Origin of the sequence: Campylobacter sp. RM15925 (assembly GCF_012978775.1) — a bacterium.
Taxonomy (GTDB): domain Bacteria; phylum Campylobacterota; class Campylobacteria; order Campylobacterales; family Campylobacteraceae; genus Campylobacter_A; species Campylobacter_A canis.
This window is the reverse complement of sequence record NZ_LIWP01000015.1, coordinates 1-26,720: the sequence shown is the minus strand read 5'-3', so window position 1 is coordinate 26,720 and position 26,720 is coordinate 1. Positions and strand designations below refer to the sequence as shown.

The following is a 26,720-nucleotide window of genomic DNA, read 5'->3' as shown; positions in this document are numbered from 1 at the left end:
TTTGCAAATACGATACGAAAGAATTATTCCTTCGTATCTTGTAGCTTAAATCCTCCGCCAAATGCCCTATAAATACCAACTGCCGAATTTATGGAATTTAGTTTGGCGTTTGCATCTTGCAATTTAGTCGATAACAAATTCCTTTGAGCGTCAAGTAGCTCTAGGTGGCTGCTGTAGCCTTCGTCAAATTTGCTTTGAGCGATATTATAAATTTTTTGCTGAGATCTTAAAAGATCACTAATCTCGGCTTGAGATCGCTTGGCATTTTCTCTGTTTGTAAGAGCGTCTTTTACCTCGCTTAAGGCGGTTTTGATGGTTTTTTCATAGTTTAAAGCCGCTATTTGCTCGTTCGTTTGAGCTATTTTTACATTGTTTTTAGTTCTTCCGTAGTCAAATATCTTTTGAACTAATGTAGCGCCAAAACTCCATGTATTGGCATTGTTTTTAAAAATATTTTTTAGATTGTCGCTTGAGTATCCAAAAAATCCCGTTAGCGAAATCGTCGGGAAATACTCAGCCTTTGCTACACCGATTAGGGCATTAGTCGCCTTTAGGCTCTCATAAGCACTTGCTACATCGCTTCTTTGAAAGAGTATGTCAGAGCTGATTCCGGCTTTTATTTCAGGCTCTTTTGGTAGATTTTTCGAGCTTTTTATGGAGCTTTTTAAAATTTCATCGTTTGTTTTACCGCTTAAAATGCTTAAAGATGTGATTAGCGAACTTTTTTGATTTTGAACTTCTATGAGATTTACTTTAGCACTTTGCACGGCGGCTTTACTTTGCAGATAAACTACCTCGTCTATAGCGCCTAATTCAAACTGCGAGTTTCTAAATTCAAGAGTGTTTTCATAGTTTTTAACCGTGTCTTTTAAAATTTGCTCTTTAATATTTAAAGAAACCAGCGTGAAGTAGCTTTGCGCCACAATAGAGCTTATGCTAAGTCTTGCCGTATCGTAGTCAAATTTGCTCATTTGCAGGCTTGATTTAGCCGCTTCTATGCTGTTTTTAACTCTACCCCAAAAATCAATCTCATAATTTAACCCTAAAGATATAGAGTCAATCGTCTGCTCGCCGCGTATTTGACCGCTGTTTTTGGTTCTGTTTGTGCTGACGTTTAAATTTACGTTGGGTAAAGTATCAGCCTCTCTTACTCCAAGCGTTGCCTCCGCTTTTTGCAAATTTAAAAATGCGATTTTAAGATCTATGTTGTTGTTAAGAGCATCGTTTATAAGAGCATTTAAATTTTCATCGCCGAATTCCTCCCACCATCTGTCTTTTATATCGCTTGTAAATTGATAAGTCGCTTCAAATTTCGTATCTACATTGGGCAAGTCGGGTCTAAATGAGCAGCCCGCAAAAAATATCGCAGCGATGATAGTGATTAGATTACGCATTGGCTACCTCCTGTGTTTTTGGCTTTTTATCCCAAAATTTGTTGTTTAAATTTTCAAGCAGATAGTAAAACATCGGTATGAAAAACAGCGCTATAGTGGTTGCCGCTATCATGCCGCCTATAACTCCCGTACCAAGCGCATGACGAGAAGCCGCACCCGCTCCCGTGCTGATAACCATAGGAAAAACTCCAAGCGTAAATGCGATAGATGTCATTACTATCGGGCGGAATCTTAGCCTTGCGGCATTTACCGCAGCTTCAAAGACGCTCTTTCCGTTTTGACGCTCTTGCATCGCAAATTCCACAATTAATATCGCGTTTTTAGCCGATAGTCCGATGAGTAAAAGCAGACCTATTTGAAAATATATATCGTTATGTAGCCCTCTTAGCCAAGTGGCTACTAGCGCGCCAAATACGGCAAAAGGAACCGCGGTAATAACCGCAAGCGGTATAAGCCACCTCTCATACTGTGCGGCTAGGATTAAAAACACAAACACCATACCGAAAGCAAATGCTACCGCACCCGTGCCTTGTGAGCTAACCTCTTGAAAGGCGCTTCCCGACCAGCTTATGGAGTATTCGTCGCTTGAGAGATTTTGCGCAACCACTTCACTTATGGCCCTTATCGCATCGCCTGAAGTGTATCCCGGCTTTGGATCGCCTAAAATTTTAGCCGCAGGAAAGAGGTTAAATCTATCGACTATGTCAGGACCTACGCTTCTTTTTAGAGTAACGAGCGAATTTAGAGGTATCATCTCGCCCGAATTTGACTTAACAAATATGTTTCTAAAGTCCTCAGGAGAATTTCTATATTTATCTAAAGCCCTTACTTGAACGTCGTAGGATTTTCCTAACATGTTAAAGTCATTTACGTAGTATGAGCCTACTGTAGCAGCTATCGTGCTAAATATATCAGGCTCGCTTACTCCAAGGAGCTTTGCTTTTTGCTTATCTACGCTTATATTATACTGTGGATAGGTTGTTTCAAGCGTAGTTCGCACACTGGTAAGCTCAGGGCGTGCATTTGCCGCGGCGACTATCTTAAGGGCGTCTTTTTCGATCTCGTTGTAAGTCTTACCCGTTTTATTAAGTAGATACATCTCAAATCCGCCCGTGATACTAAGCCCGGTTATCGGCGGGACATTGACGACAAAGGTCATAGACTCTTTTGAACCCCAAAATATCTTATTGAATTGCCCTACTAGCGCACCTGCCGAGCTATCCGGACTCTTTCTTTCGCTCCAGTCTTTTAGTCTGATGAAGGCTACGGCTGAATTTTCTTTAAGTGCGCCGGCAAACATATCATATCCTACAAGCCCTGTTACAAATTCGATGTTTGGATTTTTGGTAAATGCGCTGCTTATATCCTTCATTTCCTTTTTTGTCCTATCCATTACCGAAGCCGGCGGAAGAGATGTGATAGCTATGATCGAGCCTTTATCCTCTGATGGCACTAGGCTTGAAGGAATTTTATTAAACAGCGTAAATATAGCATATCCCATTATGGCTATGATGATGAAGCTTGGGATTATATGACGCAGCACTTTAGCTACTCCTGCGCTGAAAATTTTTGTACTCCAGTCAAAAAAGTCATTAAATTTTTGCACAAACCAAAATGGCTTTGACTCTTGCTTTTTAAGCATTACAACACAAAGCGCAGGCGTTAGAGTAAGCGCCACAAGCCCTGAGATACAAACCGAAACAACAAGAGTTAGCGCAAACTGCCTTTGTATAACGCCTACAAAGCCCTCCATAAAAGCAACCGGGATAAAAACAGCCGATAGAACAAGCACTATGGATATAACGGGCGCAAAAATTTCCCCCATAGCCTTAACGGTAGCGTCTCTTACGCTTATATCTTTTTCTTCGTGTAAAATTCTCTCCACGTTTTCTATGACGATAATCGCATCATCCACGACTATGCCGATAGCAAGCACGAGAGCAAAAAGAGTTATCAAATTTATCGTAAAGCCCATCGCATAAAGCCCCGCAAATGTGCCTATGATAGATACGGGAACGGCGATCATAGGTATGATTGTGGCTCTAAAACTCTTTAAAAACATATATATAACGACCATTACGAGTATCATCGCCTCTATAAAGGTCTTCATAACTTCGTTTATCGACACCTGTATAAATTCGGTAGGATTGTAAGCGACCGTGTGCTTAAAGCCTGCAGGAAAAGTTTTTGCTAGCTCTTCAAGTCTTTTATTGACCGCGTTAGCCGTAGCTAGAGCGTTTGCGCCGTTTTGCAAAAAGATTAGCATAGGAACCATCTTTTCGCCGTTTAGCATACCTTCAAATACATAACTCTTTGCGCCAAGCTCAACTTCTGCTATATCCTTTAGCTTTAGCACGGTGCCTTCTTTTGAAGTTCTTATGATGATATTTTCAAATTCCTGAACACTTTTTAATCGCCCCTCCGGCCTAATGGAAAAGACATAAGGGTTATCGGTGGTATTTGGCTGCTCTCCGATTTTACCTGTTGCGTATTGTTTGTTTTGTTGATTTATCTGGGCTATAACCTCGCTTGTTGAGATGTTAAATTTCGCAAGCAGATCTGGCTTGAGCCAAATTCTCATAGCATAGTCTTTGTTGCCGATTACCGCAGTATCGCCTACGCCGTCTACTCTTTTTATCTCGTCTTCGATATTTGCAAGCACGTAGTTGTGCATCTTAATGATATCCATATCTTCGGATGTAAAAGTGATAACTTCAAGTATGCTTGAGCTTCTTTCCCTTACCGTTACGCCTCTTTGCTGAACTTCGCTAGGAAGCTTTGCAAGAGCCGCTTGAACGCGGTTATTTACATCGATTGCGGCTTGTTTTGAGTCAGAGCCTATCTTAAAATATACGTTTATGCCCATAGTGCCGCTTGAGCTTGAAGTGCTTTGTATATAAAGCATATTTTCAACGCCGTTTATCTGATCTTCGATAGTAGTTGCAACCGAATCCGCAATGGTTTGCGCATCAGCTCCCGTATAAACCGCGCTTACTGAAATTTGAGGCGGGGTAAGTTGCGGATACTCTTCTACCGGCAGACCTTTAATCGCCATTGCGCCTGCTATTACTATGATTATAGATACGACCGTAGCAAAGATCGGTCTGTCTATAAAAAATTTAGAAAACATCTAGTTTTTCTCCTTATCAACTTGCGCATCCGCTCCCACTCTAATCTTTTTAAAGTTGTTTATGATGATCAAATCTCCCTCTTCAAGTCCGCCGCTAACTACCGCATAGTCTTCTTTTTGATATGAAATTTCTATGTTTTTTTGCGTTACTTTTTGATCTTTTAGCACAAGTACGAAGGTGTTCATAGCGTCTTGCTGGATGGCGACTTGAGGAATCTTAAATCCGTCTTTTTGATAAAATCCATCCATGACTACGCTTGCAAAAGCTCCCGGCATTAGCTTTGCGTCTTTGTTTTCAAATTCCGCTTTAGCCAAAACGCTTCCCACGTTTACATCCACTACATTATCTATAAAGTTTACTTTGCCTTTAAAAATTTCGCCTCCCGTTTTTAGCGTGGCGTTAGCGCCGTTTTGCGCCCAAGAGCCGCTTTGTACGTTTTTGATTCTATTTAGATTATCAACATCGGCGATATAAAATTTAACGCTTATCGGATCGATTTTGGTTAGCCTTACAAGCTCCGTTGCGCTAGCTGAAACAAACGAACCGACATCAACTAAATTTTCGCCCAAAATTCCGTCAAACGGCGCAACAACTGTCGTATATCCAAGATCTATCTTTGCGTTTTTGGAATTTGCCTTTACGCTTAGCAAGGTTGCGTTTGCGATATCAAGAGCGCTTTTTGCAGAGTCAAATTCCTTCTGGCTTACGGCTTTTTTCTCATATAGTTTTTTTACTCTATTAAATTCGGTTTGAGCGTTTTTAAGAGTTGCGTTCGCTACGCCCACGCTTGCTTCAAGAGCGTCATAGCTTGCCTGATACTTTTCAGGATCGATTAAAAAGAGCTTATCGCCCGCTTTTACACTATCGCCCGCTTTAAAATACTGCTTAATAAGAGTGCCTGAAACTTTAGGACGAAGCGTTACGTCTTGGTCGCTTACGATTTTGGCGGGATATTCAAAAGTTATCGGGATGTCTTCTTTTTTGGCTTTTATGATATCTACTTTGGCAGGCGGCATTTGCGGTATTTGACCTGCGGTATTTGCTTTATCGTCTTTAAAGCAGCCCGAAAAAGATATTAAAATTCCCATTATCAGAGAAAAATTTGCAAATTTTTTCATATAGTGACCTTGTGATATTTTGGTTTGAATATTTTGTAATTTAAGTTACAATTATTTTGCGAAATTATATTATTATTCATTTTTTTTGTCAATTAACTTTGGTTTAATTTTTAGATTTACAAACTCCGTTTAAGAATATATCAACGCAAATTTTAACATGCTCTTCGCGTTGCTGTTTTGATAATGTTATATCGCTATTTAGAAGTACGGCATTATAGTGATAAGGGCTTCTTATAAGAGCGCAGAACAAGCCTGCGGCGAGATTTGCATCTATGCCTGAAAGCTTGGCTTTGATCTCATCTCGGTTGAAGAAATCAACTAAAATTTTATGTATCTTATTTAAAATTTGCTCTAAAAACATCTTGCCCAGCGCGGCGTCGTTTTTAAAGCCTTCAATTATCATAGTGCGGGCTATATAAGTCGTTTTTCTTTCGCAGATGATATCAAAAAATACGGTTGCGAATTTATGCAAAAAATCCTCAAGCTTATGAGAGAGTTTTAGATCTATCTTTTCGTCGATTTCGTTACAAAATTCATCTATGCTTTTATCTACTATCGCCTTAAAAAGCCCCTCTTTGTTCTTAAAAAATTTATATATACTTGCAAGCGAGCCTCCGCTTTTGTCGATGATATCGTTTAAACTGGTGTTTTCATAGCCTTTTTCTAAAAATAGCTCAAGCGCGACTTGCGTTATTTTTTCATATCTTTCGTGACCACGTTTTGACATTTTTGTCATGGCTATTCCTTGCGAGTTTAAATTTGGCTTTTACTATATCATTAAATTTATAAATTTAAGATTTAAATTCATTATTGTTTAGGATAGACAAATATCGTCTCTCTTTCGATGCTTATTTTCTCTTTTTCGTCTTTTGCGTAAGCGTTTATCTTGATATGTATCGGCGCATCGTTTTTATCGTTTAAGTTTAAATTTTTAGAGGTTAAAACGACTACGACTTTCTTTTTCGCTCCGCTTTTTAGCTCGATAGGCTCTTTAGGGCGTGCTATTTTTATATTGGTGTCATTTACGTCAAAGTAATAGCTATGATCTTTATTGTCGGTATTTTGGAATAAAAACGTATATGCGTTTTCGATTTCGCCGTTGTCTTTTATCTTATATAGTTCGCTCGTGCGATTTATGTTAAGCAGCATGTATTCTTTTTTTGTGCTCATGAATGCCAAGATAACGGTAGTAGCGGCGATAACAGCCATATAAGCGACCGTTCTAAATCTTAGATAATTAACCCTTTTGCCGGATTTTAGCGAGTTGTCGCTCGTCCAGTCTATAAGCGTCTTTTTGCCAAGCTTGCCCATGACTTTACTACACGCATCCACGCATTCAAGGCAGTTTATGCACTCAAGTTGCATGCCTTTTCTTATATCTATATGAGTAGGGCAAATTTTAACGCATGCCTCACATCCGGTGCATTCGTTTTCAGCCTCTGGCGGTTTTTTCCAAAGCTTGATGTTTTTATCGTAAATTTTACCGCCTCTTTGTTCGTCATAGATAACTTGTATCGTATCTTCATCAAACATAACCGATTGAATTCTCGCATAAGGACAGACATATATACAAAATTTCTCCGCCAACCAAACTACGTCAAATACTATAAACGCCGTTATAAAAAACCAAATTCCCATTAAAAATTTATGCTCCGTGGCATTTTTAACGTAGTTTATAAAATCCTCAGGCGGCACAAAAAACCATAAGAAATTTGCCGCTGCCAAACAGGCTAAGACCGACCATATAACTATGCCTGCAAATTTTTTGAAATTTTGCCCTTCTATAGGCTTTTGTTTATTGTTCGTATTTTTGTGAAGCTTTAAAATTTTAGTTTGGATTAAATCACGATAAATCACGCGAAATATCGTTTGCGGACAGCTCCAGCCGCACCAAACCCTGCCGCCAAGGGTTGTAAGAAAAAATATAGTAAGAAAAAATATGATAAGCACAAATGGCATCAGATAAAGCTCTTGCGTGTCAAAGCTGTTAAAGAGCAGATGGAGTTGCTTTTTGTCAAAGCTTAGCAAGAAGAAGTGATTGCCGTTTATCTTAACAAAAGGCAAGATAAGCGCGATACAGGTTAAGATTGCGTAGAACATATAACGCTTTTTAGCGTAGTTCGGATTGTTTTTTAAATTTTGCTCGCTCATAAAAATCCTTTTGAAATTTGAAAACAGTAAGTTACAAAATAATTATATTTTTTGCTAAATTATAATTTTAAACTTATTAAATATCTATTAATTAAGCTTTTATGCTTTGTTTTTTATAATTTAGCTGAAAAATTTAAACAGGAGGCGGAATGAAAAAGTTATCAAGAAGAGAGTTTTTAAAAACAGGCTTTGCGGCAGCTTCTATCAGCGCCGTAGGTGCTATGAATTTAAGCGCGAACGATCAGACAAACGAGATCAAATGGGACAGTGAATTTGACGTGCTTATCGTAGGAAGCGGACTTAGCGCAAATGTCGCGGGTATCATAACCGCCGAAGCGGGACTTAATACCGTGCTAATTGAAAAGATGTCTCGAACTGGCGGAAATTCCGTGATATCTCAGCTTGATTTTGCTTGTGTAGGATCAGATGTGCAGGTTAATGCGGGCATTAAGGATTCAGTCGAGCTTTTTATCAAGGATCTAAATAAAGCAGGTAGAGGCTTTAACCACATTGACCAAACTCGCAGAATTGCTGAAAATTCAAAAAGGGCGTATGAGTTTATGAAAGCTCGCGGCGTAAAATACGCAGATAAATTAAAGCATCTTGGCGGACACAGCGTAGCAAGAAGCCTAGAGACAATTGATGGCGGCGGAGCGTGCATACAAACGCTTAATGCGCACTTTGAAAGCAAAGGCGGAAAAACTCTAAAAAGAGTAAAAGCCGATGAGATAATCAAAGATCAAAACGGCGTAGTTATCGGGCTAAAAGTAAGAGAGGATTATAAATTTGACAGAAAACTCAAAAACGATGACGCCCAAAACACTTCAGGAGAGGTTAAATTCTATAAAGCTAACAAAGCGGTTATCTTTGCCAGCGGAGGATATTCTGCGGATAAGGAGTTTAAATTTATCCAAAATCCAAGACTCTCTTTGGCTAATACTCCTTCAAATGCAGGCGCAACGGCGGGAGCTCTTAAGATAATGCTAAAAGCCGGAGCTACGCCAGTACAACTTAGCCTCGCGAGATATTCGTTTGGAATTCCTACAGAGGATTTGATATTTTCTATCATAGTAGATGGCAAAAACACAAAACGCTTTATGAACGAGGACGGCGATAGACAAACTCTGTCAAACAATATCTTGGAAAATATGCAAAATAACGATTCGACACTTTTTCCTGTGATTATTTTTGATAGTGTCGGCTTTAATTCAAGTCACGACCCAAAGCGTCTTGAAGGATTTATAACCAGCGGAAAGCTTAAGAAATTTGACACGCTTGAGGCTCTTGCGCAGGAATTCAAGCTAAATTTGCAAACTTTAAATAGCGAAATAGAAAAATATAATAAGCTAATAAGCGAAAAAGCAGATACCGACTTTAAGAAAGATCTAAGCAAAAAGAGCGTTGCGCCGATAGCAAAAGCGCCGTTTTACGCTATCTTGGGGGCGCCGGGTATAAGCTACACTCAAGGCGGTGTTAGAACGAATTTAAATTTTGAAGTTCTTAGCGTTTATGATGATAGTCCTATTAAAAATCTATATGCGGTTGGCGAAGCTACGGGCGGAGTTCACGGCTATAGCAGGCTTACAAGCTGCTCTGTGCCTGATTGTATAACTTCGGCTATGATAGCGGCCGAGCATATAGTAAAGTAAAACGGTGATATGCGAGCTAAATTAAACGATAGTAGAATTTGGCTCAAATTTTGAAATTTAAGAAAATTTAAGTATAATCGCACTCTATTTTAATCGAAAGGTGGTGAGGGTCGTGCCAGGAATCAAGGTACATCCTAATGAGTCTTTTGACGAAGCGTATAGGAAATTTAAAAAGCAAGTCGATAGAAATCTTATCGTAACGGAAGTTCGCGCAAGAAGATTTTTCGAGCCTATGACTGAAATTCGCAAAAAGCAAAAAATTTCAGCTCGTAAAAAAATGCTTAAACGTCTTTATATGCTTAGACGCTACGAGTCAAAACTCTAACCAAATTAAACTAACTAACCTAGTGTTAGTTAGTTTAACTTCTTTATTAGCCTAAATTTGCCATAATATCTGTATTTTTAAAGAAAAGGAAATTTATGCGTAAGTTATCCGTTAGCGAAGCCGCCGAAGTTTTAGGTATAACAAAAGAGGCGATTTATAACAGGATAAGACGAAAAAGCTTAAAATCAATTGACGAAGATGGCGTTAAATACGTTTTAATCGAAGATGATAAGTCCGCTAACGAGCCACAAACAAAATCTAAAACAACTAAGCCGAGCGCTAAAAAATCTACAAAAAATGTTAGTGAAAATTTAGGCGAAACGACAGAAGAAAAAAGCGAATTTATCAAATTTCTACTAATGCAGCTTGAGGAACTAAAAGAGCAAAATAGAAATTTGCAAGAGGATAAGGATCGTTTGCATGTTCAAAAAGAGGAAATTTTAATCGCTAATAAAGATGAAATATCTGAAATTTATAAAGAGCACGACGAGAAATTTAGATATTTTTTACAAATGCTTGAGCGTCCGCTTTTAGCAAGACAAAACGGCGAGTATATCCGCCCGATCGATGTGGAATTTGACGAAGGCGAAGAGATTCATGAAACTCAAGCTTATAGCGAATTTAAAAGCGAAGAAAAAGACGAAAATAAGAGCAAAAAGTGGCTTAGCTTGAGCGAGTTTTTAAATGGATTAAATTCAAAAAACAAAAAGAAAAAAAAGATACAAAAATTGATCATTAAAAATATCGGCAAGTCGAAATTTATCAAATTTAAAGACGGCGTGATATGGGTAAGAAACGAAAAATCAATAAAACAGATAGTAGGTGAAATATGAAAAGAATCAAAAAAATAGCGACTTATGCAGCTGTTGGCGGATTTGGCGCGATAGTTATGGCGGGACTTGCGGGATGTAGCGGAGGAGGAGAAGATCAAAGCGTGGTGCGCGAGGATACTCAAGCGCAAGGAGCGTTTGTTGTCATCGAAGAGACGGCGAAAGGGTCTTATAAGGTGCTTGAAGAGTATCCGAGCAGCGAAACCAGAGTCGTGCTAAAGCAGCTTGACGGCACTGAAAGAGTGCTAACAAAAGAGGAGATGGATAAGCTAATCGCCGAAGAAAACGCTAAGATCGATAACGGCACTTCAAATTTGACAAAGCCTGATGCTCAGCTTAGTAGCGGCGGGCTTAGTCTTGGCGAGACATTACTGGCTTCGGCTGCGGGCGCTATTTTAGGAAGCTGGATAGGTAGCAAACTGTTTAATAACCAAGGTTTTCAAAACCATCGCCAGAGCGCTTATAAAAATCCTTCAACTTACTCAAGAAGCGTTGATAGCTTTAATAAAGCCAAGGCTACAAGCTCTGCGAGCAAGCCTGCGGGTGGCAAGAGTGGATTTTTCGGTAGCGGAAGCAAGACTAATCAATCGGTAGGTGGATGATGATAAATTTAAAAAAAGTTAAGCCTTTAGATAAGGCATTTTTAGAAAGCATAGGCTTTGCTTGGCATACCGATAGTGACGATAGCTCCTATATCACAGATGAGCTTATGGAAGTTAGCGAGCAGGAGGCTGAAGCCTACTATGAGGCGGCAAACGAGCTATACGATATGTTTGTAACCGCAGGCCAGCATATAATAGATAATAACCTCTATCACGAGGTTGGCATACCTTTTAATCTTGTCGATCTTGTAAAAGAAAGCTGGGAAAACGATGTGCACTGGCATCTTTACGGGCGATTTGACTTGGCGGGCGGACTTAACGGAAAGCCTATAAAACTAATTGAATTTAACGCCGATACGCCGACTGCGATATTTGAAACGGCGATCATCCAATGGGCGATTTTGAAATTTAACGGCATGGACGAAAGCTCGCAGTTTAACGATCTTTATGAAGCCTTGAAAGAAAATTTCAAGCGTCTTGTAACGCTTAGTGAGGACACAAGCGAATTTAACAAGCTTTATGAGGGCTGGAAAATTCTATTTAGCTCTATTGCCGGTAGTGTCGAGGATGAGCAGAGCGTAAAACTACTTGAATATATCGCTAAAGAGGCCGGATTTCATACGAATTTTGCCTATGTCGATGAGGTTGAATTTAACGATGAAGAGGGTATATTTAAGGGTGGTGAAAATTACGAGTACTGGTTTAAGCTAATTCCATGGGAAGATATCGCCGTGCAGGAGGGTGAGCTTGCATTAATTCTTAAAAATATAATGGCAAATCAAAGAGCCATTATCTTAAATCCTGCTTATACGCTGATGTTTCAAAGCAAGGGAATTTTAAAAATTCTTTGGGAGCTTTACCCAAATCATCCGCTTTTGCTTGAGGCTTCAGACAAACCGTTAGTAAGTAAAAAATGCGTTAAAAAGCCTATATTTGGGCGTGAAGGAGCAAACGTTAGCATTATAGAATCTGACGGAAGCGTTAGTGTTAGCAGTGATGGCGAATACGATAAAAACAGAGCCGTGTATCAAGAATTTTACGAATTTAACAAAGACGAAAGAGGTGATAGTTATCAGGCGGGAGTATTTTTTGCTTATGAGGCTTGCGCGCTTGGATATAGAAAAGGCGGAGAAATTTTAAACAACGCTTCTAAATTCGTGGGACACTACATAAAGGGGTAAACATGAAAATAGTCTGCCTTGATGCTTCAACTTTAGGAAGTGATGTTAGCCTTGATGTTTTTGGCAAATTCGGCGAGTTTGTAAGCTATGATAAGACGAGTAAGGGTCAAACCATAGAGCGTTTAAAAGGCGCTGATGTCGTGATAACTAACAAGGTTATAATCGACCGAGATGTTATGGATGCGACAAATTTAAAGCTGGTTTGCATAAGCGCAACAGGTATGAATAATGTCGATCTAGAATATGCAAAAGCTAAAAATATAGCCGTTAAAAATGTCGCAGGCTACTCGACTAACAGTGTTGCGCAGCATACTTTTGCTTGTTTGTTAGCGTTAGTAAATCGCATTAAATTTTATGATAATTATGTGCAAAGCGGAGAGTGGGTAAAGAGCGAAATTTTTACTAATTTAGATAGATCTATCGGCGAGATAAGCGGCAAGAATTTCGGCATCATAGGACTTGGTGAGATAGGACGAAGCGTGGCTAGGATAGCTATGGCTTTTGGCGCAAACGTGAGCTACTACTCAACAAGCGGAGCAAACGATAATGGCGAGTTTAAAAGGCAAAATTTAGATGAGCTCTTAAAGAGCTGTGATATCGTAAGTATACACGCCCCTCTTAATGAAAAAACTGCAAATTTAATCTCTACTAAAGAGCTAAATTTGATGAAAGAAGGCGTAGTGCTTATGAATTTCGGACGCGGTGGTATAGTTGATGAAGCCGCACTTGCTAAGGCTATAGACGAGCGAAATTTAAAAGCCTGCATAGACGTGCTTGAAAGTGAGCCGATGAGACAAAACCATCCACTTTTAAATATCAAAAACAAAGAAAATTTGATAATCACTCCGCATGTTGCATGGGCTAGCAAAGAAGCGAGAGAGAAGCTCATAAATTTGATAGTAAAAAATATAGAAGATTTTATAAAGGAGAGTTAAATGGCTAGCGAACATAGCTTTGATATAAGTGCGCAAGTTGATCTGATGGAGGTGAAAAACGCACTTGAAACCGCCAAAAAGGAAGTTGCCGCAAGGTATGACTTTAAAGGTATCGCCGCTGAAATAGAGCTAAACGAAAAGGACAAATTTATCACTCTTCTTAGCTCAAGCGATAATAAAATCGATGCATTAAAAGATATCGTCATCTCAAAGCTTATCAAGCGCAATATACCGCCTGTGGCGGTTAGCGAAACCAAACGAGAAAGCGCAAGCGGAGGCAATATAAAAGCTACGCTTAAATTAAACGATACACTTGATAGCGATAACGCAAAAAAGATTACAAAAGCAATAAAAGACGCCAAATTAAAAGTAAGCGCCGCAATAAGAGGTGAAGAGGTAAGAGTAACCGGCAAGTCAATTGACGATCTTCAAGAGTGTATAAGGATAGTTAAGGGCTTAAACTTAGATCTTCCAATTAGTTTTAAAAATTTAAAATAATTTTTCGCTTAAAACGCAAGAGTTAAATATAAAAGCGATTTTAAGCCTGAGATATCTATAAAAAAATGAATTTATAGCAAAGCAAGATATCGTAAGTGGCTGTATCGAAGTAAATTTTATAAGGTCAAATTTATCTTTAATTGTAAAAGCTTTTAGAGCAAATTTGACTTTTGTTTTAGCTCTAAATTAAATTATAAAGCTTGAAATTTATAGATTTTAGAAAATAAGCCATTGATGCAAGATATATAAAATTTTGATTTTAGATATGTAAAATTAGCACTTAGCGGTTGTTTTATAGATCAACGTCATAAACAAAAAGAAGAATTTAATAAAATTTTAGCTACTATTTAAAGTTTAAAAAATATTTTAGTTAGGATAATTAATTATGGGTTTTAAGAATATTATAGAGAAATTTGCAGTTAATTATGCTCATAATTCTATGCAAAAGTCACTTTATAACGGACTGAATATAAACATTTTGGATAACAAATTTAACAAAATTCCAAAGCCTGATACCGAATATATGATATATGCGCACGTGCCGTTTTGTCACACTTTTTGCCCTTATTGCTCATTTCATAAATATCACTACGAAAAAGAGCTTGCGGTGCATTATTTTGCAAATTTACGCGAAGAGATGAGACAGGTTAAAGAGGCGGGATTTAACTTCACGTCGATGTATGTCGGTGGCGGAACCACACTTATAAATGAACCTGAGCTTGAAAAGACGCTTGTGCTTGCAAAAGAACTCTTTGATATCAAAGACATATCCTGTGAGAGCGATCCAAATCACATAGAGCCTGAAAATTTAAATAGGTTTCAAGGATTGATCGACCGTCTAAGCGTAGGCGTGCAAAGCTTTAGCGATGACATCTTAAAAAAAGTAGCCAGATATGATCGATTCGGTTCAAGCGAGCAGCTTCAAGAAAAGCTAAAAAAGGCTATGGGAGTGCTGCCTACGATAAGCCTTGATCTTATTTTTAACCTGCCAAATCAAACCAAAGAGCAACTTTTAACGGATATAAAAATCGCAAAATCAATCGCTCCGGAGCAGATAACGTTCTATCCGCTGATGAAGTCGCCTCTTACTCGCGATGCGATAGCCAGATCTCTTGGCGTGGATGATAGCGATAACGAGCGCGAGTTTTATGAGATAATTTGTGAAAATTTCAGCGATTATCACCAAAGCAACGCCTGGGCATTTGGTCGCGATAATGCAAATTTACGCGATGAATATGTAGGAAGCCACCATGAATATCTTGGCGTTGGAAGCGGTGCGTTTAGCTTCTTAAACGGAGAACTTCTCATAAACGCATTTAACCTGCTTGATTACGGCAGAATGGTTAAAAACCACGAAAGCCCGGTCATCGCAAAATGCAGCTTTACTAAAAAAGATCGACTTAAATACATCTTCTTAACTGAGCTTTTTGACGGTGGAGTCGATATAGCCAAATACAACGAATTTAATCGTGCAAACATCCATAAAGAGCTCTTTGTCGAGCTAAATTTGCTTAAACTTGTAAATGCTATCTATGAAGAAAACGGAGTGATTAAACCTACGTTTTTTGGTAAGTATATCTGCCTTGTTTTGATGCGCGATTTTTATGCGGGTATGGATAAGGTTAGAGCGATATTTAAGGATGATGCAAAGATTAAGCGAAGCAAAAAACTACGTATAATGGAAGAAAACACCGAGCCAAATTTCGATAACTCGGTCATATCGCCAAAGGCTGCGGTTTGATAAAACTACATAAAATCAAGCGAATTTTGCTTGATTTTATCTTTTTTGTATTTGAAAATATTAGTTTAAAACCCTACTTTTTTCTCTTCGTCAAAGGCGCTTGAAATTTCGCGTTTAATCTCGTTTTCAAAGTCTTTAAGAGTAAAAATTCCATCATCTCTAATGGCAACTTTAAGAGCCGTGTTTTTAAGCACGAGCATGATTTGCGCGCCGCTTAGATCAAATTTCGCAAGTTCTTTTATGTCAAATCCATCTTCAAAGCTCGCATTTTCAGGCATAACTTTACGCCAAATTGCAAGGCGTGCCGCAAAATCCGGCTTTTTAAACTCTATTTTATAGTCAAATCTTCTTGAAAACGCGCTATCAAGGCTCTGCAAGAAATTCGTCGTAGCGATTAAGACGCCTTCAAATTTCTCAATCTGCTCTAAAAATATATTTTGCATTTGATTGTGCATCTTATCAGCCCCGCTTGAACTCTCAGTCCTTGTGCTTAAGAACTGATCAGCCTCGTTTAGAAGCAGCACTGGCTCGCTCTTGCTCTTAGCGCAAATTTCCTTATACGTATCAAAAATTTTACGAACGTTTTGTTCGCTTTCACCCACGTATTTGCTTAAAATTTTAGAGCAGTCAAAGCTTAAAACCATCTTTTTAAGACTCTTTGCAAGCCCTATTGCACTCATCGTTTTGCCTGTTCCCGCAGCTCCGTAAAAGATGATCTTGACGTCTATGGCGCGGCGAGATTTGATCCCCCAGCTTGAAAGACGCGTTAAGACTTTTTTATCAACTTGCTTTAAAATCGCATCCATTAGCTCTTTTGTTTTATCGTTTAAAACTACATCTTCGATGCTTGAGCTAGGTTCGATTAGCTCAAAAATATCTTGTTCTTTGACTATGCTGGCAAGCTCAAGTTTTTTGCTTTTTTTCTCGTTTTTAGGATGCATTATGCGCTGCAAAATATCATCATTTATAAAAAAGCTTCGCGTTATGTTTCCAAGCGCGCTTAAAACCTCGTCATAATCAACCAACCCGCTCTCAATCAGCTTTGAGCCCTCATCAAGCAGCGATCTGTTTTTCGCTCTTTGAAACTCATCTCCGCCTAGAATTCCCACAAGAGCGTTTAGATCTCGCATTCCGTCAAATTCGCCGGCATATTCTTCTTTTAAAAGAGTTAAAAAGATAATTTGCTCATTTTCATCAAGCGAATTTTCTTTAAAAATTTGCTCTACGACAAGGGCGATTTTGCTTAAATTTAGGCGCTTTTTTATCGTTTCACCAAGAGTTTGAATCTCTTTTTGAAGCCTGTTTTTAGCCTCATTTGTACTATTTGGATCAAAAAGAGCAAGTCTTGCATAAAGCTCGATACGTAAAAATTGATCTTTTAAGTATTCTAAGTGATCATCGTATGCGGTTATTTGGGGCATTTTAATACTGACATCACCGTTTTCTAAAATCTTTAAAAATGCCGCAGAGAGTGAAATTTCTACGTGCAAAAGCGTTAGTAAATTTGATTGATTGGGTTTGGTTTCGGCAGTTTTAAATATACTAAAGCTTTGATTTATCCAGCCGTTATCAATAAGTGATCTGATGTCTTCTAAATGATTTAGGAATTTATATCCGCTCTCATCGCCAAATATAGCTTTAAGCACGTCATAAACGCTGTTTTGAGCGCTACCGTCTATGTAGGCTTTGCTTAGAAATTGAAGAATTTTGGCCTCGTTTTCATTGCAGTTTATGAGCGCGCTTAAATTTGAGTCTTTGGCGTTTGAGCCGATAAATTCAAGAAGATATTTCACTTAGTTCGCCCTTTGCGATTTGATCTTTTAAAACTCGTTTTAAAACCTTGCCCGTAGCGTTTTTAGGCAGTTCTTTTACGAAATGTATATGTTTTGGAATTTTAAAATTAGCCAAATGCTTTTTAAGATGAGCTCTTATGGTTTTTTCATCCGTGCTCATATCGTCTTTAAACTGTATAAACGCCACGACCTCTTCGTCCGCGTGCGCATCGCGTATGCCTACTACTGCCGCAGCCTCGATGGTTTCGATCTTAAACAGAACTTCTTCTATCTCTCTTGGATATACGTTAATGCCTTTTGAAATGATTAAATCCTTTTTGCGATCCACGATAAAGAGATATCCGTCTTCATCGACTTTACCAAGATCGCCCGTCCTTAGCCAGCCGTTCATTATCGTCTCGTCCGTTGCGTCAGTCATATTTAAGTAGCCTTGCATGACACAATCACCTTTTACGATGATCTCGCCCACTTCGCCTACAGGCACTTCCATCATCTCGTCATTTACGATTTTTATCTCGTATCCGGGTAGTGGAAGCCCTACACTTGCTATCTTTTGTTTGTTGCTTGGATTTATCGCGACTGCTGGCGAACACTCGCTAAGACCGTAGCCTTCAAGAAGTTTTGCACGCGGAAATTTCTTTTTAAAATCAATTATCGTTTGCTCTGCAAGTGGAGCCGCGCCGCTGATAAAGAGCCTTACGCAGTTAAACCACTTAAAATACCATGGAATTTTCGCCTTGCCGATAGCCGTGTAAATGGCAGGGACGCCAAGAAATATCGTAGCTCTTTTAAGCAGAGTTTGCTTAAGCACGTTTGAAAAAGGAAAGACCGACTTAACGAGTATCATCGAGCTTGCCGAAAATATCGGAAGCAGTATCATGACCGTAAGCGTAAAGCTATGAAACATCGGTAAAAAGACCATAAATCTATCTTTTTTACCGATATAAAAAAGCTCCATCGCTCCCATGATGTTTGAAAATACGTTACGGTAGCTTAGCATCGCACCCTTTGGCTTGCCGGTCGTGCCTGAGGTATAGATGATGTGAGCCAGATCGTCAAGAGTCGGTTGCTTGGTCAAATTTAACTCTATCTTGCACATTCTAGCTTGATTGAAGCTGATGTTTGTTTCGTTTAAATTTTCAAAATCGCCTATCCAGATTATCTTTTTGATGTTTGTTTTGTTTTCAAGCCCCTTGATCTCTTTGGCCAAATTTGCCGCGGCAAAGAGAATTTTAGCCGAACAGTCGTTTAGTATGTATTCAAATTCCTCGTATTTTAAGAAGGTGTTGATAGGCACGGCTACCGCTCCGATAGCCGAAATAGCAAAGTAAGATGTGATGAATTCTTCCGAATTTGAAACTATCATTGCCACTTTGTCGCCAAAACCTACGCCTGAGCTTTGCAGATATGCCGCTACGGCGTCTATCTCGAATTTTAGCTCGCCGTAGCTTCTTTTGTATCCTTCGCCGTATATGGCTATGCTCTTTTTGCCTTTATGGTAAGAGGCGTTAAACATCTCGTAGAAATTTTGATAAATGTAACTCATTTTGTGCCTTAAAATTTATATTTCACACCTAGATTTACGATTTGGGCGTTTGCTTTTTCAAATTTCCCGTTCGGATAAAAATCTATAGTCCTAGTAACCTCTCTAGCCTTTCTGTCTTGGTACATATAAGCAAGCCCGAATTCCAAGTCGTCGCTAAATTTGTAGTTAAAACCTGCGGAATAGACATATGATTTAGTATCAGGTAGCTCAAATCCTGTTTTATCGGCACGAGAAGCCGCCTCGTCATACATAAAGCCTGCCATTACTCTTAGTTTGTTTGTAGCATCATGAGCTACACCTAATCGGTATGAGTTGGTATCTTTCCAATCTCTTGGGTGGGCTTTGTCATATGCTTGAAAGAATGGATTTGCGTTTTGAGCCGCAGTTGCGTTATCGTAGTTAAAGTCCAGCTCTTTCCACGCCGACCAGTAGGTTCTCTCATAAGCAAACATAAATGTCGTGTCTTTAAATTTGTATGAAGTAGCTAAAACAAGAGCAGCAGGCATAGGAACCTCTACTCTTGCTTTGTTATCGTAATCAGCACCTACCGGCACGTCTATCTTGGCATCTCCTTTTAGTTTCATCATTACTTTTGAGCGGTAAGTCGCAGCTAGGCTGAAATTTTCGGTAGGTTTATAGGTAAGCGCTACGTTGTAGCCGAAATTTATACCGTCGCCTTTTAGTGTGCGACTTGTTGCTCCAGCCCTAGGTATCATCGCTTCGCTTGAAGCGCTACCTTGCGAATAAAGCGCTCTTAGACCAAAACCTATGGCAAGATCGTCAGTTATCCTATAAGCTGCGGTTGGATTTACTTCAAAAACTTTTAGCTGAAATTTTTGTGCGGTTGCTTTGGCGGCAGGATGATCCCATCTCATGGCAATTCCTGCAGGAGCAAATAAAGAAAGACCAAATCTCCAGTTTGCGTAGTATTCAGGCGATACGAAGTGAAATGTCGGAACAAAAGCTCTTGCCGCTTTTGATTCGTATTTTTGACCGCTTTTATCGGTAAATTTTATTTTGTTAAGGTGCAAATACGAAAACGAGTTTTCAAAATAGTGCCTAGAATCATCCAAAAACATCATGTTTGCAGGGTTGTAATAAGATGCGTCAGGACCAAAGCTTGTGGCGACGTTCGAGTTTAAAAGAGCCGTTCCGTCATTGCTTTGTTCTGAAATTTTAAATCCCGCACCGCTTAAAAAAGTGCAGGCTACCAAAGAGCCGATCAGATATTTTTTCATAAATTACCTCCTAATTTGTAAAATTTCTTAAAAATTTAATTTCATCCGCCCAAATACTATCGTCAATAGTCTCAAGTATCAGGGGAATTTCATCAGTTCTTTTATCTTTTATTATGTTTTCAAAAGTCTTAGAGCCCAAACACCCTTTGCCTAGACTCTCGTGCCTATCTTTTTTTGATCCAAGACCGAATTTGGTGTCGTTTAAGTGCATCGCGCAAAGATATTTAAAACCTACTACATCGTCAAATTCTTTCATGGTTTTATCGTAGTTTTCTTTTATGTCATAACCCGCGGCAAACGTATGGCATGTATCAAGACAAACGCCTATGCGGGATTTGTCGTTGCATTTGTTGATGAGGTATGCGAGGTGTTCGAATTTAAAGCCGAGGTTGCTTCCTTGACCTGCCGTGTTTTCGATGACAAGTTTTACGTTCTGGCTATTTTCAAGGATGAAATTTATAGAATTTGCGATGTTGTCCAAGCAAGCTTCGGTTGAAATTTCTTTTAAGTGTGAGCCCGGATGAAAATTTATAAGCTCAAGCCCGAGTTGTTCTATGCGCGCGACTTCGTCTAAAAAAGCGTCTATTGAAATTTGGCGTTTTTCATCGTCAAAATGGCCTAAATTTATTAAGTAGCTATTATGCGGCAAGACGTGCTTGGGGCTTATGTTTGCAAGGCGCAAATTTTCTTTAAATTGGCTAATATTTTCCTTGCTTAGAGGCTTTGCACTCCACTGGCGTTGATTTTTAACAAACAATGCAAATGCGTTTGCGCCGATTTTCATCGCATTTAAAGGCGCATTTTCTACGCCTCCGCTTGCGCTTACGTGCGCTCCGATATATTTCATTTAAGCTCTTTAATTATTATTTTTATACGATTTTTTGTGTCCTGAAAACTTGTTTTTTCATGGCAAACTTCGTATTTTAATGAATATTTGCTTATATCTTGTTTGAATCCGCACGAATTTGTTTCTAAATTCGCTTGGTTGTATATCGGCTTTCTTTGCAAAATTTCGCTAAAAAGCTCCTCGTAGTGTTCATTTCCTAAGAATTTTTTATTAAATTCCAGCTTTTCGTAACACACTTGATTTGTGCAAATTTTATCGTTAATTTTGATATTTAGCGTATTTATGCCCGAGCTATAAATTTGCAAATTTATGGAATTTTTACTCTTATGCAAAAACCCTACGTCGTTTATTTTAATAGCCGGCGAAAGTATAGTGATTTGAAAGCTGTTTGAAATTTTAGGAGTTTTAAGCGAAGCGCAACCCGAAATCAAAAAAACTATCGCCACAAAAAACAAATTTTTTAATATTTTATACATTTACTCACTTTTTATTAAGCTATTTTTAAATATTGTTGAGATAAAATCACATTTCCGCAATTCAGTGGCCCATTCGTCTAGCGGTTAGGACATCGCCCTTTCACGGCGGTAACACGAGTTCGAGTCTCGTATGGGTCACCAAATTTCTTATAAAATCTCAAAAATAAAATTACAAATTGTAGCATTACACTTCTTAATAGACAATTATTTTATGTAAGTTTTAAAGCGGTTTTTATTTTTAGGCCTATTAAGATAGACATAAAAATTTAAATTTAATAAGTATAGTTGATAGTTAGTGTGAAATTTCTTGGATCTGAGTAATAATTTCTTCCTCCCGCAACTCTTGTGCTTGTATTTAAAAAGTATTTTTAATTAAATTCTGCTTCGTTTATAATTAAGTCTTTCGTGTTGCTGTCAAGATAGTTCGGTAAGCTTGTAGCAATGTCAAAAAATTTAATTTGATTAATTAAATTCGAAGCCTTAAAAATAATTTTGTTGTATAATTCGGGCTTGAATAAAATAACAAAGAGGAAATATGATACATTTTCAGTGCGATTATGCAAGCGGAGTTCATCCAAAAATACTTGAAAAATTTGCTTTAACCAACGATGATCAAACTCTGGGATACGGCGATGATAGATACTGCAAAAGCGCAGCGGACAAGATAAGAACGGCTTGCGGTACGCCTAATGCGGATGTGCATTTTTTAGTAGGCGGCACACAGACTAATTCAGTCGTTATAGCTTCGATATTGCGACCTCATCAAGGCGTGCTCTCTCCTGATAGCGGACACATAGCCGTACATGAAACAGGCGCGATAGAAGCCGGCGGACATAAGGTTTTGATCCTGCCTTCAATAGACGGCAAGATAAGTGCCGCTCAGGTTGAGGAGTATTGCGAGCTTTACGAAAACGATCCAGTAAGATGTCACACCGTAGCTCCGGGGATGGTTTATATCTCTATTCCCACAGAAAGCGGCACGCTTTATTCTAAGGCGGAGCTTAGCGAGCTAAGTAAGGTTTGCAAACAAAGAAATTTACCTCTTTTTATAGACGGCGCGCGTCTTGGATACGCACTTACGAGCAAGCATTGCGATCTAAATTTAAGCGATGTCGCAACACTTAGCGATATTTTTTATATAGGAGGCACGAAGTGCGGAGCGATGTTTGGCGAAGCCGTTGTCATCACAAATGACGCTCTTAAAAGAGATTTTAGGCATATTATGAAGCAGCGGGGCGCACTTTTAGCCAAAGGCAGGATGCTTGGGCTTCAGTTTGACGTACTTTTTGGTGATAATTTATACTTTGAAATTTGCAAAAATGCAGTCTCTTACGCACTTAAGATAAGAGAAGCTTTTGAGGCAAAAGGCATAAAGGCTCAGGCGAATTCTTATACGAATCAGCAGTTTTTTATCCTAACCGATGAGCAGCTTGAAAAGCTGAGTAAAAAATATCTATTTGCAAATTTTTATAAGACAAAAGATGGCAGAAATTTCATTAGAGTATGCACAAGCTGGTCCAGCGCAAAAGAGGATGTGGAAGCTCTTGTGCGAGATATTAAGGCGCTTTGATTTAATAATAAAATTTCATAAAGTTTAAACCAAATTTTACATATAATCAAATTTAAATTTCTACAAAGGATATATCGGAATGTTTGAATGGATCAGCTCTCCTGAAGCTTGGCTATCGCTAGTTACGCTTACCGGACTTGAGATAGTTTTGGGTATCGATAACATCATATTTATAGCGATTTTAGTCGGCAAGCTCCCTCCTCATCAGCGCGATAAGGCTAGACTGATGGGGTTAAGTTTTGCGATGATTACTCGTATATTGTTGTTGCTTTCGCTATTTTGGATCATGAAGCTTACAAAACCGCTTTTTAGCGTATTTGATTTTACTATTACGGGGCGTGATTTGGTGCTTATTTTAGGAGGACTTTTCCTTATTGCCAAATCAACTCTTGAGATACACTCAAACGTAACCGGCGAGCATGGCGAATCGCACAAAGAGACGGCGAAAAAGGCAAATTTCTTAGTTATCATCACTGAAATCGCTATCCTTGATATAGTCTTTTCGCTTGATAGCGTTATAACGGCAGTCGGTATGGCAGACCATATTGAGATTATGATTTTAGCTGTTATCATCGCGGTTGGTGTGATGATGTTTGCTTCAAAATCGATATCAAATTTCGTGGACAATAACCCTACGATCAAAATTCTCGCTCTTGCTTTCCTTATCCTAATCGGATTTGCTCTTGTGGGCGAAGGACTTGGCTTGCACGTGCCTAAGGCTTATATCTACTTTGCGATGGGATTTTCGCTTGCGGTCGAGCTTTTAAATATCTATGCTCGCAAAAAAGCAAAACGACTTGAAGACGAAAGTAAAGCCTAAAATTTAAAAATCAAATTTTGCTCGCTCGCTTTTATGCGGGCGACAAATTTGAAATCTATAAAATACAAATCCGCCTTTATCTTAATAGCTGTATAGCGCTTAGAAACCTACATCCGCACGGCTCAAAGCGAAATTTTTCTACTATATACTATATTTGCCTTATGAGCAAAACTCGATCTTTATAATCGTAAATTCGCTAGTTTTTCGCAATGATTTTTTGCAGAGTAGCTTGCTTGCCGATAAATTGCAAATAGCTAAAAATGAAATATTTATAACGCATTATTTGTGGAATTTATAAAGTCATACAGGCTTCGATTAAATTCGTTTTTAATCAAAAGACCTATATAAATTTAGAAATTTAACCCTATGGGATGAATAAATTTGCTAAAATTTATCCGCAACTAAGCAAAAAGGCAAAATTTGAACCTCGTAAAAGACCCGATTCGTCCGCTTATCATCACCATAGCTACGCCTGCTGGGCTTGCTATGATGTTTAACACTCTTTATAACGTTACGGGAACTTACTTTGCTTCTACGATCTCAACGACTGCGGTTGCGGGTATGTCGATGAGCTTTTTGCTTTATCTTAGCGTCGTCGGTATCGGGCTTGGATTTGGTTCGGCTCTTACTGCGCTGATTGGGAATTCGCTTGGGCAAAGAAGAGAATTTTTAGCTAAAATTTACGCTCAAAAGGGCGTTGCTTTCGTGCTTCTTTTTGCTATTTCAATGGGAATTTTAGGCTATCTTATCACGCCTAGATTGCTTATTTTGTTGGGTGCAAACGATGAGTTTTTAAGCGAAGCGCTTGAGTATATAAGAGTGATTTTTCTAGCTTCGCCGTTTTTCTTAGCGATTAAGGGATTAAACGGCGTTTTAGTAGCGCTTGGGGATACAAAAACGCTTAGAAATTGGCTGTTTGTAGGGCTTTTTATCAACGCTCTTTTTTGCTATGTCTATGTATATATTTTTGATCTTGGAGTGGGTGGGATAGCTTTTGCGACGGCAAGCGTGCAGTTTTTAGGCACTCTTTATCTGTCTAAAAAAGTTCGTGAAACGGGTATGATTGATTTTCAAAATCCGGCTATGTTTTTGCCTGATTGGCGAATTTACTCTAAGATTTTAAGGCAAGCCGTGCCTGCATGCTTAAACTATCTTTCCATGTCGCTTGGCGGACTGATACTGCTAAAATTTATAAGCCATTACGGCACAAACGCGGTTGCAGGATACGGTATCGCGCTTAGGATCGAGCAGATTGTCGCCCTACCTACCATCGGCATAGCTGCCGCCGTTCTTAGCATCATATCTCGAAATTTCGGCGCCAAAGAGTATGAGCGTGTGATAGAGTGCTATAAATGCGCACTTAAAATTTTACTTTATTTTTGTTTGTTCGCCTGTGCTTTTTGCGTGTTTTGCGGCACTTATATCATCTCGCTTTTTGATACAAATGCCGAGGTTTTAAGTGCGGGACAAAGCTACCTTCTTATAAATTCTTTCGCATTTTTCGGATACGGAGTCATAAATATCTCAGGCAGCGCCCTGCAAGCGATAAAAAAACCTACAATGGCGTTTGTATTAAACGCTATGCGACTGATCGTGCTTCAAATTTGCATATTTTCATTTGTGGTTTATGTACTACAAGGGGTGCTTGTAGATATTTGGGTCGGCATGTTTTTTAACGTCTATTTTACGGCGGGATGTTTTTTGGTTTATATGTATTTTAAGCTTAAAAAATTACTCAAAAAGGATAGCAGTGGAGTTTAAGGATAGTTTATTTGAAATTTTACAAACTCATAAGGAAGAAAAAATTAGGATTTTTTCACAAAAATTAATATCTCAGCCTGAAATTTTGGGCGTGAGAACGCCTATGCTTAAAAAGATAGCCAAAGATTTTTCGCTCAAGTTAGACGTAGAAGAAATTCGTCTTTTTAAGCCTGTTTTTCATGAGGAATTTGCGATAAAAGCGTTTTTAATCATCAATCTAAAAGATGACGAGAGTAAATTTGCTCTTGCAAGCGAATTTGTAAAAACTATGCCAAATTGGGCGATCTGCGATCAGTTTGACGCGATAAAATTTAAGGATAGTAGATTTGTAAATTTGCTTCTTTCGCAGTGTCTTAGCTCAAATTTGGAGTATGAAAAGCGCTTTTTCTATGTTTATTATATGAGAAATTTGGCGGCATTTGAGCTTAATAAATTTTTTGAAATTTGCATAAATGAAAAAGACGAGAGATACTATGTCAAAATGGCTATGGCATGGGCTTTGGCTGAAATTTTTATCAAATTTAAAGAGCCTGTTTTAAATTTGCTTGAGAGTAAAAGGCTTGATAAATTTGTGCAAAACAAAACTATTTCAAAGATAAGAGATAGTTTTCGGGTGCAAAAGAGCGTCAAAGATGAGCTCGTAAAACTTAGAATTTGATATGTAAATTTTTAGATAAATTTTGCTAATTTAGTTAAATTTGGTTGTTTTTAAGTTTTAAATGAAGATATCTAGCTAAAAAATAAATTTTAATCTAAAATTTATTGACATTGAGCTGAATTTTGGTTAAAATGCGCTTTTTCAATGAAGTAGGGCACACATACTTCGGGGTGTAGCGCAGGCTGGTTAGCGCACTTGGTTTGGGACCAAGGGGCCGAAGGTTCGAATCCTTTCACCCCGACCATCTATGTGGTGAGTGTAGCTCAGTCGGTTAGAGCATCAGATTGTGGTCCTGAGGGTCGTGGGTTCAATTCCCATCACTCACCCCACTTTGGCGCTCGTAGCTCAATTGGATAGAGCGACAGACTTCGGATCTGTAGGTTATGGGTTCGACTCCTATCGGGCGCGCCACTTTGTTGTTATGCGCTCATAGCTCAGCTGGATAGAGCAACGGCC

At 38.7% G+C, this 26,720-nt stretch carries 22 protein-coding genes and 4 tRNA genes; 16 read left to right on the top strand and 10 right to left on the bottom strand.

Going from position 1 to position 26,720, the window contains the following annotated elements:
* Window positions 1–23: 23 nt before the first annotated feature.
* The 5 genes from CDOM15925_RS08615 to ccoG all read right to left on the bottom strand — a co-directional run bounded on the left by CDOM15925_RS08615 (window position 24) and on the right by ccoG (window position 7,794).
* Window positions 24–1,394: an efflux transporter outer membrane subunit gene (locus CDOM15925_RS08615; RefSeq protein ID WP_169943007.1), complete on the bottom strand. Its 1,371-nt coding sequence runs from the start codon at window positions 1,392–1,394 to the stop codon at window positions 24–26.
* Window positions 1,387–4,524: an efflux RND transporter permease subunit gene (locus tag CDOM15925_RS08610; protein ID WP_169943006.1), complete on the bottom strand. Its 3,138-nt coding sequence runs from the start codon at window positions 4,522–4,524 to the stop codon at window positions 1,387–1,389. The genes CDOM15925_RS08615 and CDOM15925_RS08610 overlap by 8 nt, the downstream gene beginning before the upstream one ends.
* Window positions 4,525–5,643 (bottom strand): efflux RND transporter periplasmic adaptor subunit, encoded by a 1,119-nt coding sequence (locus CDOM15925_RS08605; RefSeq protein WP_169943005.1) that lies wholly within the window; start codon window positions 5,641–5,643, stop codon window positions 4,525–4,527.
* 103 nt (window positions 5,644–5,746) lie between these two features.
* On the bottom strand, window positions 5,747–6,379 hold the full coding sequence (locus CDOM15925_RS08600) for a TetR/AcrR family transcriptional regulator (RefSeq protein WP_169943004.1): 633 nt from the start codon (window positions 6,377–6,379) through the stop codon (window positions 5,747–5,749).
* Window positions 6,380–6,450: 71 nt separating this feature from the next.
* Window positions 6,451–7,794: a cytochrome c oxidase accessory protein CcoG gene (gene ccoG, locus CDOM15925_RS08595; RefSeq protein WP_169943003.1), complete on the bottom strand. Its 1,344-nt coding sequence runs from the start codon at window positions 7,792–7,794 to the stop codon at window positions 6,451–6,453.
* Between the two features lie 149 nt (window positions 7,795–7,943).
* Between ccoG and CDOM15925_RS08590 the strand changes: the two genes are divergently transcribed.
* The 8 genes from CDOM15925_RS08590 (at window position 7,944) to CDOM15925_RS08555 (ending at window position 15,555) form a co-directional block, all read left to right on the top strand.
* The gene (locus tag CDOM15925_RS08590) at window positions 7,944–9,443 is read left to right on the top strand and encodes an FAD-dependent oxidoreductase (protein ID WP_169943002.1); all 1,500 of its coding nucleotides are present in this window, start codon (window positions 7,944–7,946) and stop codon (window positions 9,441–9,443) included.
* Window positions 9,444–9,555: 112 nt separating this feature from the next.
* A complete protein-coding gene (gene rpsU, locus CDOM15925_RS08585) occupies window positions 9,556–9,768 on the top strand; it encodes a 30S ribosomal protein S21 (RefSeq protein ID WP_169943001.1) in 213 nt (70 codons plus the stop codon).
* 95 nt (window positions 9,769–9,863) lie between these two features.
* Entirely contained in the window at window positions 9,864–10,601 is a 738-nt protein-coding gene (locus tag CDOM15925_RS08580; RefSeq protein WP_169943000.1) for a DNA-binding protein, read from the top strand.
* Entirely contained in the window at window positions 10,598–11,200 is a 603-nt protein-coding gene (locus tag CDOM15925_RS08575) for a UPF0323 family lipoprotein (protein WP_169942999.1), read from the top strand. The genes CDOM15925_RS08580 and CDOM15925_RS08575 overlap by 4 nt, the downstream gene beginning before the upstream one ends.
* The gene (locus tag CDOM15925_RS08570; protein WP_169942998.1) at window positions 11,200–12,381 is read left to right on the top strand and encodes a glutathionylspermidine synthase family protein; all 1,182 of its coding nucleotides are present in this window, start codon (window positions 11,200–11,202) and stop codon (window positions 12,379–12,381) included. Before CDOM15925_RS08575 ends, CDOM15925_RS08570 begins: the two co-directional genes overlap by 1 nt.
* A 2-nt stretch (window positions 12,382–12,383) precedes the next feature.
* Window positions 12,384–13,316 carry a D-2-hydroxyacid dehydrogenase gene (locus CDOM15925_RS08565; RefSeq protein ID WP_169942997.1) on the top strand — a complete coding sequence of 311 codons (933 nt, stop codon included), beginning with the start codon at window positions 12,384–12,386 and terminating at the stop codon, window positions 13,314–13,316.
* Window positions 13,317–13,814, top strand: coding sequence for a YajQ family cyclic di-GMP-binding protein (locus tag CDOM15925_RS08560; protein WP_169942996.1), 498 nt, complete (start codon window positions 13,317–13,319; stop codon window positions 13,812–13,814). It abuts the gene before it with no gap.
* Window positions 13,815–14,199: 385 nt separating this feature from the next.
* A complete protein-coding gene (locus CDOM15925_RS08555) occupies window positions 14,200–15,555 on the top strand; it encodes a coproporphyrinogen III oxidase family protein (protein WP_169942995.1) in 1,356 nt (451 codons plus the stop codon).
* A 65-nt stretch (window positions 15,556–15,620) separates the two neighbouring features.
* On the opposite strand, the gene CDOM15925_RS08550 is transcribed toward CDOM15925_RS08555, so the two are convergent.
* The 5 genes from CDOM15925_RS08550 to CDOM15925_RS08530 are packed head-to-tail and all read right to left on the bottom strand — an operon-like array spanning window position 15,621 to window position 21,455.
* Window positions 15,621–17,348 carry an ATP-binding protein gene (locus CDOM15925_RS08550; protein ID WP_169942994.1) on the bottom strand — a complete coding sequence of 576 codons (1,728 nt, stop codon included), beginning with the start codon at window positions 17,346–17,348 and terminating at the stop codon, window positions 15,621–15,623.
* Window positions 17,332–18,894 (bottom strand): fatty acid--CoA ligase, encoded by a 1,563-nt coding sequence (locus CDOM15925_RS08545; RefSeq protein ID WP_169942993.1) that lies wholly within the window; start codon window positions 18,892–18,894, stop codon window positions 17,332–17,334. The genes CDOM15925_RS08550 and CDOM15925_RS08545 overlap by 17 nt, the downstream gene beginning before the upstream one ends.
* An 8-nt stretch (window positions 18,895–18,902) precedes the next feature.
* Entirely contained in the window at window positions 18,903–20,132 is a 1,230-nt protein-coding gene (locus tag CDOM15925_RS08540; RefSeq protein WP_169942992.1) for an OmpP1/FadL family transporter, read from the bottom strand.
* Window positions 20,133–20,142: 10 nt separating this feature from the next.
* Window positions 20,143–20,979, bottom strand: a complete 837-nt coding sequence (gene nfo, locus CDOM15925_RS08535; protein ID WP_169942991.1) for a deoxyribonuclease IV — start codon at window positions 20,977–20,979, stop codon at window positions 20,143–20,145.
* On the bottom strand, window positions 20,976–21,455 hold the full coding sequence (locus CDOM15925_RS08530) for a hypothetical protein (RefSeq protein WP_169942990.1): 480 nt from the start codon (window positions 21,453–21,455) through the stop codon (window positions 20,976–20,978). Before CDOM15925_RS08530 ends, nfo begins: the two co-directional genes overlap by 4 nt.
* A gap of 66 nt (window positions 21,456–21,521) precedes the next feature.
* Between CDOM15925_RS08530 and CDOM15925_RS08525 the strand changes: the two genes are divergently transcribed.
* The 8 genes from CDOM15925_RS08525 (at window position 21,522) to CDOM15925_RS08490 (ending at window position 26,675) form a co-directional block, all read left to right on the top strand.
* Window positions 21,522–21,596, top strand: a tRNA-Glu gene (locus CDOM15925_RS08525).
* Window positions 21,597–21,990: 394 nt separating this feature from the next.
* Window positions 21,991–23,025: a threonine aldolase family protein gene (locus CDOM15925_RS08520; RefSeq protein WP_169942989.1), complete on the top strand. Its 1,035-nt coding sequence runs from the start codon at window positions 21,991–21,993 to the stop codon at window positions 23,023–23,025.
* A gap of 79 nt (window positions 23,026–23,104) precedes the next feature.
* Window positions 23,105–23,845 carry a TerC family protein gene (locus CDOM15925_RS08515; protein ID WP_169942988.1) on the top strand — a complete coding sequence of 247 codons (741 nt, stop codon included), beginning with the start codon at window positions 23,105–23,107 and terminating at the stop codon, window positions 23,843–23,845.
* Between the two features lie 420 nt (window positions 23,846–24,265).
* Window positions 24,266–25,606: an MATE family efflux transporter gene (locus tag CDOM15925_RS08510; protein WP_169942987.1), complete on the top strand. Its 1,341-nt coding sequence runs from the start codon at window positions 24,266–24,268 to the stop codon at window positions 25,604–25,606.
* Window positions 25,596–26,264 (top strand): DNA alkylation repair protein, encoded by a 669-nt coding sequence (locus CDOM15925_RS08505; RefSeq protein ID WP_169942986.1) that lies wholly within the window; start codon window positions 25,596–25,598, stop codon window positions 26,262–26,264. The genes CDOM15925_RS08510 and CDOM15925_RS08505 overlap by 11 nt, the downstream gene beginning before the upstream one ends.
* A 166-nt stretch (window positions 26,265–26,430) precedes the next feature.
* Window positions 26,431–26,508: transfer RNA gene (locus tag CDOM15925_RS08500), tRNA-Pro, on the top strand.
* An 8-nt stretch (window positions 26,509–26,516) separates the two neighbouring features.
* A tRNA-His gene (locus CDOM15925_RS08495) sits at window positions 26,517–26,593 on the top strand.
* Between the two features lie 5 nt (window positions 26,594–26,598).
* Window positions 26,599–26,675, top strand: a tRNA-Arg gene (locus CDOM15925_RS08490).
* Window positions 26,676–26,720 lie beyond the last annotated feature (45 nt).

Coding starts and splice junctions, on each gene's coding strand:
- CDOM15925_RS08615 (WP_169943007.1), bottom strand. CDS start 1,394: ATGCGTAATCTAATCACTATCATCGCTGCGATATTTTTTGCGGGCTGC.
- CDOM15925_RS08610 (WP_169943006.1), bottom strand. CDS start 4,524: ATGTTTTCTAAATTTTTTATAGACAGACCGATCTTTGCTACGGTCGTA.
- CDOM15925_RS08605 (WP_169943005.1), bottom strand. CDS start 5,643: ATGAAAAAATTTGCAAATTTTTCTCTGATAATGGGAATTTTAATATCT.
- CDOM15925_RS08600 (WP_169943004.1), bottom strand. CDS start 6,379: ATGACAAAAATGTCAAAACGTGGTCACGAAAGATATGAAAAAATAACG.
- ccoG (WP_169943003.1), bottom strand. CDS start 7,794: ATGAGCGAGCAAAATTTAAAAAACAATCCGAACTACGCTAAAAAGCGT.
- CDOM15925_RS08590 (WP_169943002.1), top strand. CDS start 7,944: ATGAAAAAGTTATCAAGAAGAGAGTTTTTAAAAACAGGCTTTGCGGCA.
- CDOM15925_RS08580 (WP_169943000.1), top strand. CDS start 9,864: ATGCGTAAGTTATCCGTTAGCGAAGCCGCCGAAGTTTTAGGTATAACA.
- CDOM15925_RS08575 (WP_169942999.1), top strand. CDS start 10,598: ATGAAAAGAATCAAAAAAATAGCGACTTATGCAGCTGTTGGCGGATTT.
- CDOM15925_RS08570 (WP_169942998.1), top strand. CDS start 11,200: ATGATAAATTTAAAAAAAGTTAAGCCTTTAGATAAGGCATTTTTAGAA.
- CDOM15925_RS08565 (WP_169942997.1), top strand. CDS start 12,384: ATGAAAATAGTCTGCCTTGATGCTTCAACTTTAGGAAGTGATGTTAGC.
- CDOM15925_RS08560 (WP_169942996.1), top strand. CDS start 13,317: ATGGCTAGCGAACATAGCTTTGATATAAGTGCGCAAGTTGATCTGATG.
- CDOM15925_RS08555 (WP_169942995.1), top strand. CDS start 14,200: ATGGGTTTTAAGAATATTATAGAGAAATTTGCAGTTAATTATGCTCAT.
- CDOM15925_RS08545 (WP_169942993.1), bottom strand. CDS start 18,894: ATGAGTTACATTTATCAAAATTTCTACGAGATGTTTAACGCCTCTTAC.
- CDOM15925_RS08540 (WP_169942992.1), bottom strand. CDS start 20,132: ATGAAAAAATATCTGATCGGCTCTTTGGTAGCCTGCACTTTTTTAAGC.
- nfo (WP_169942991.1), bottom strand. CDS start 20,979: ATGAAATATATCGGAGCGCACGTAAGCGCAAGCGGAGGCGTAGAAAAT.
- CDOM15925_RS08530 (WP_169942990.1), bottom strand. CDS start 21,455: ATGTATAAAATATTAAAAAATTTGTTTTTTGTGGCGATAGTTTTTTTG.
- CDOM15925_RS08520 (WP_169942989.1), top strand. CDS start 21,991: ATGATACATTTTCAGTGCGATTATGCAAGCGGAGTTCATCCAAAAATA.
- CDOM15925_RS08515 (WP_169942988.1), top strand. CDS start 23,105: ATGTTTGAATGGATCAGCTCTCCTGAAGCTTGGCTATCGCTAGTTACG.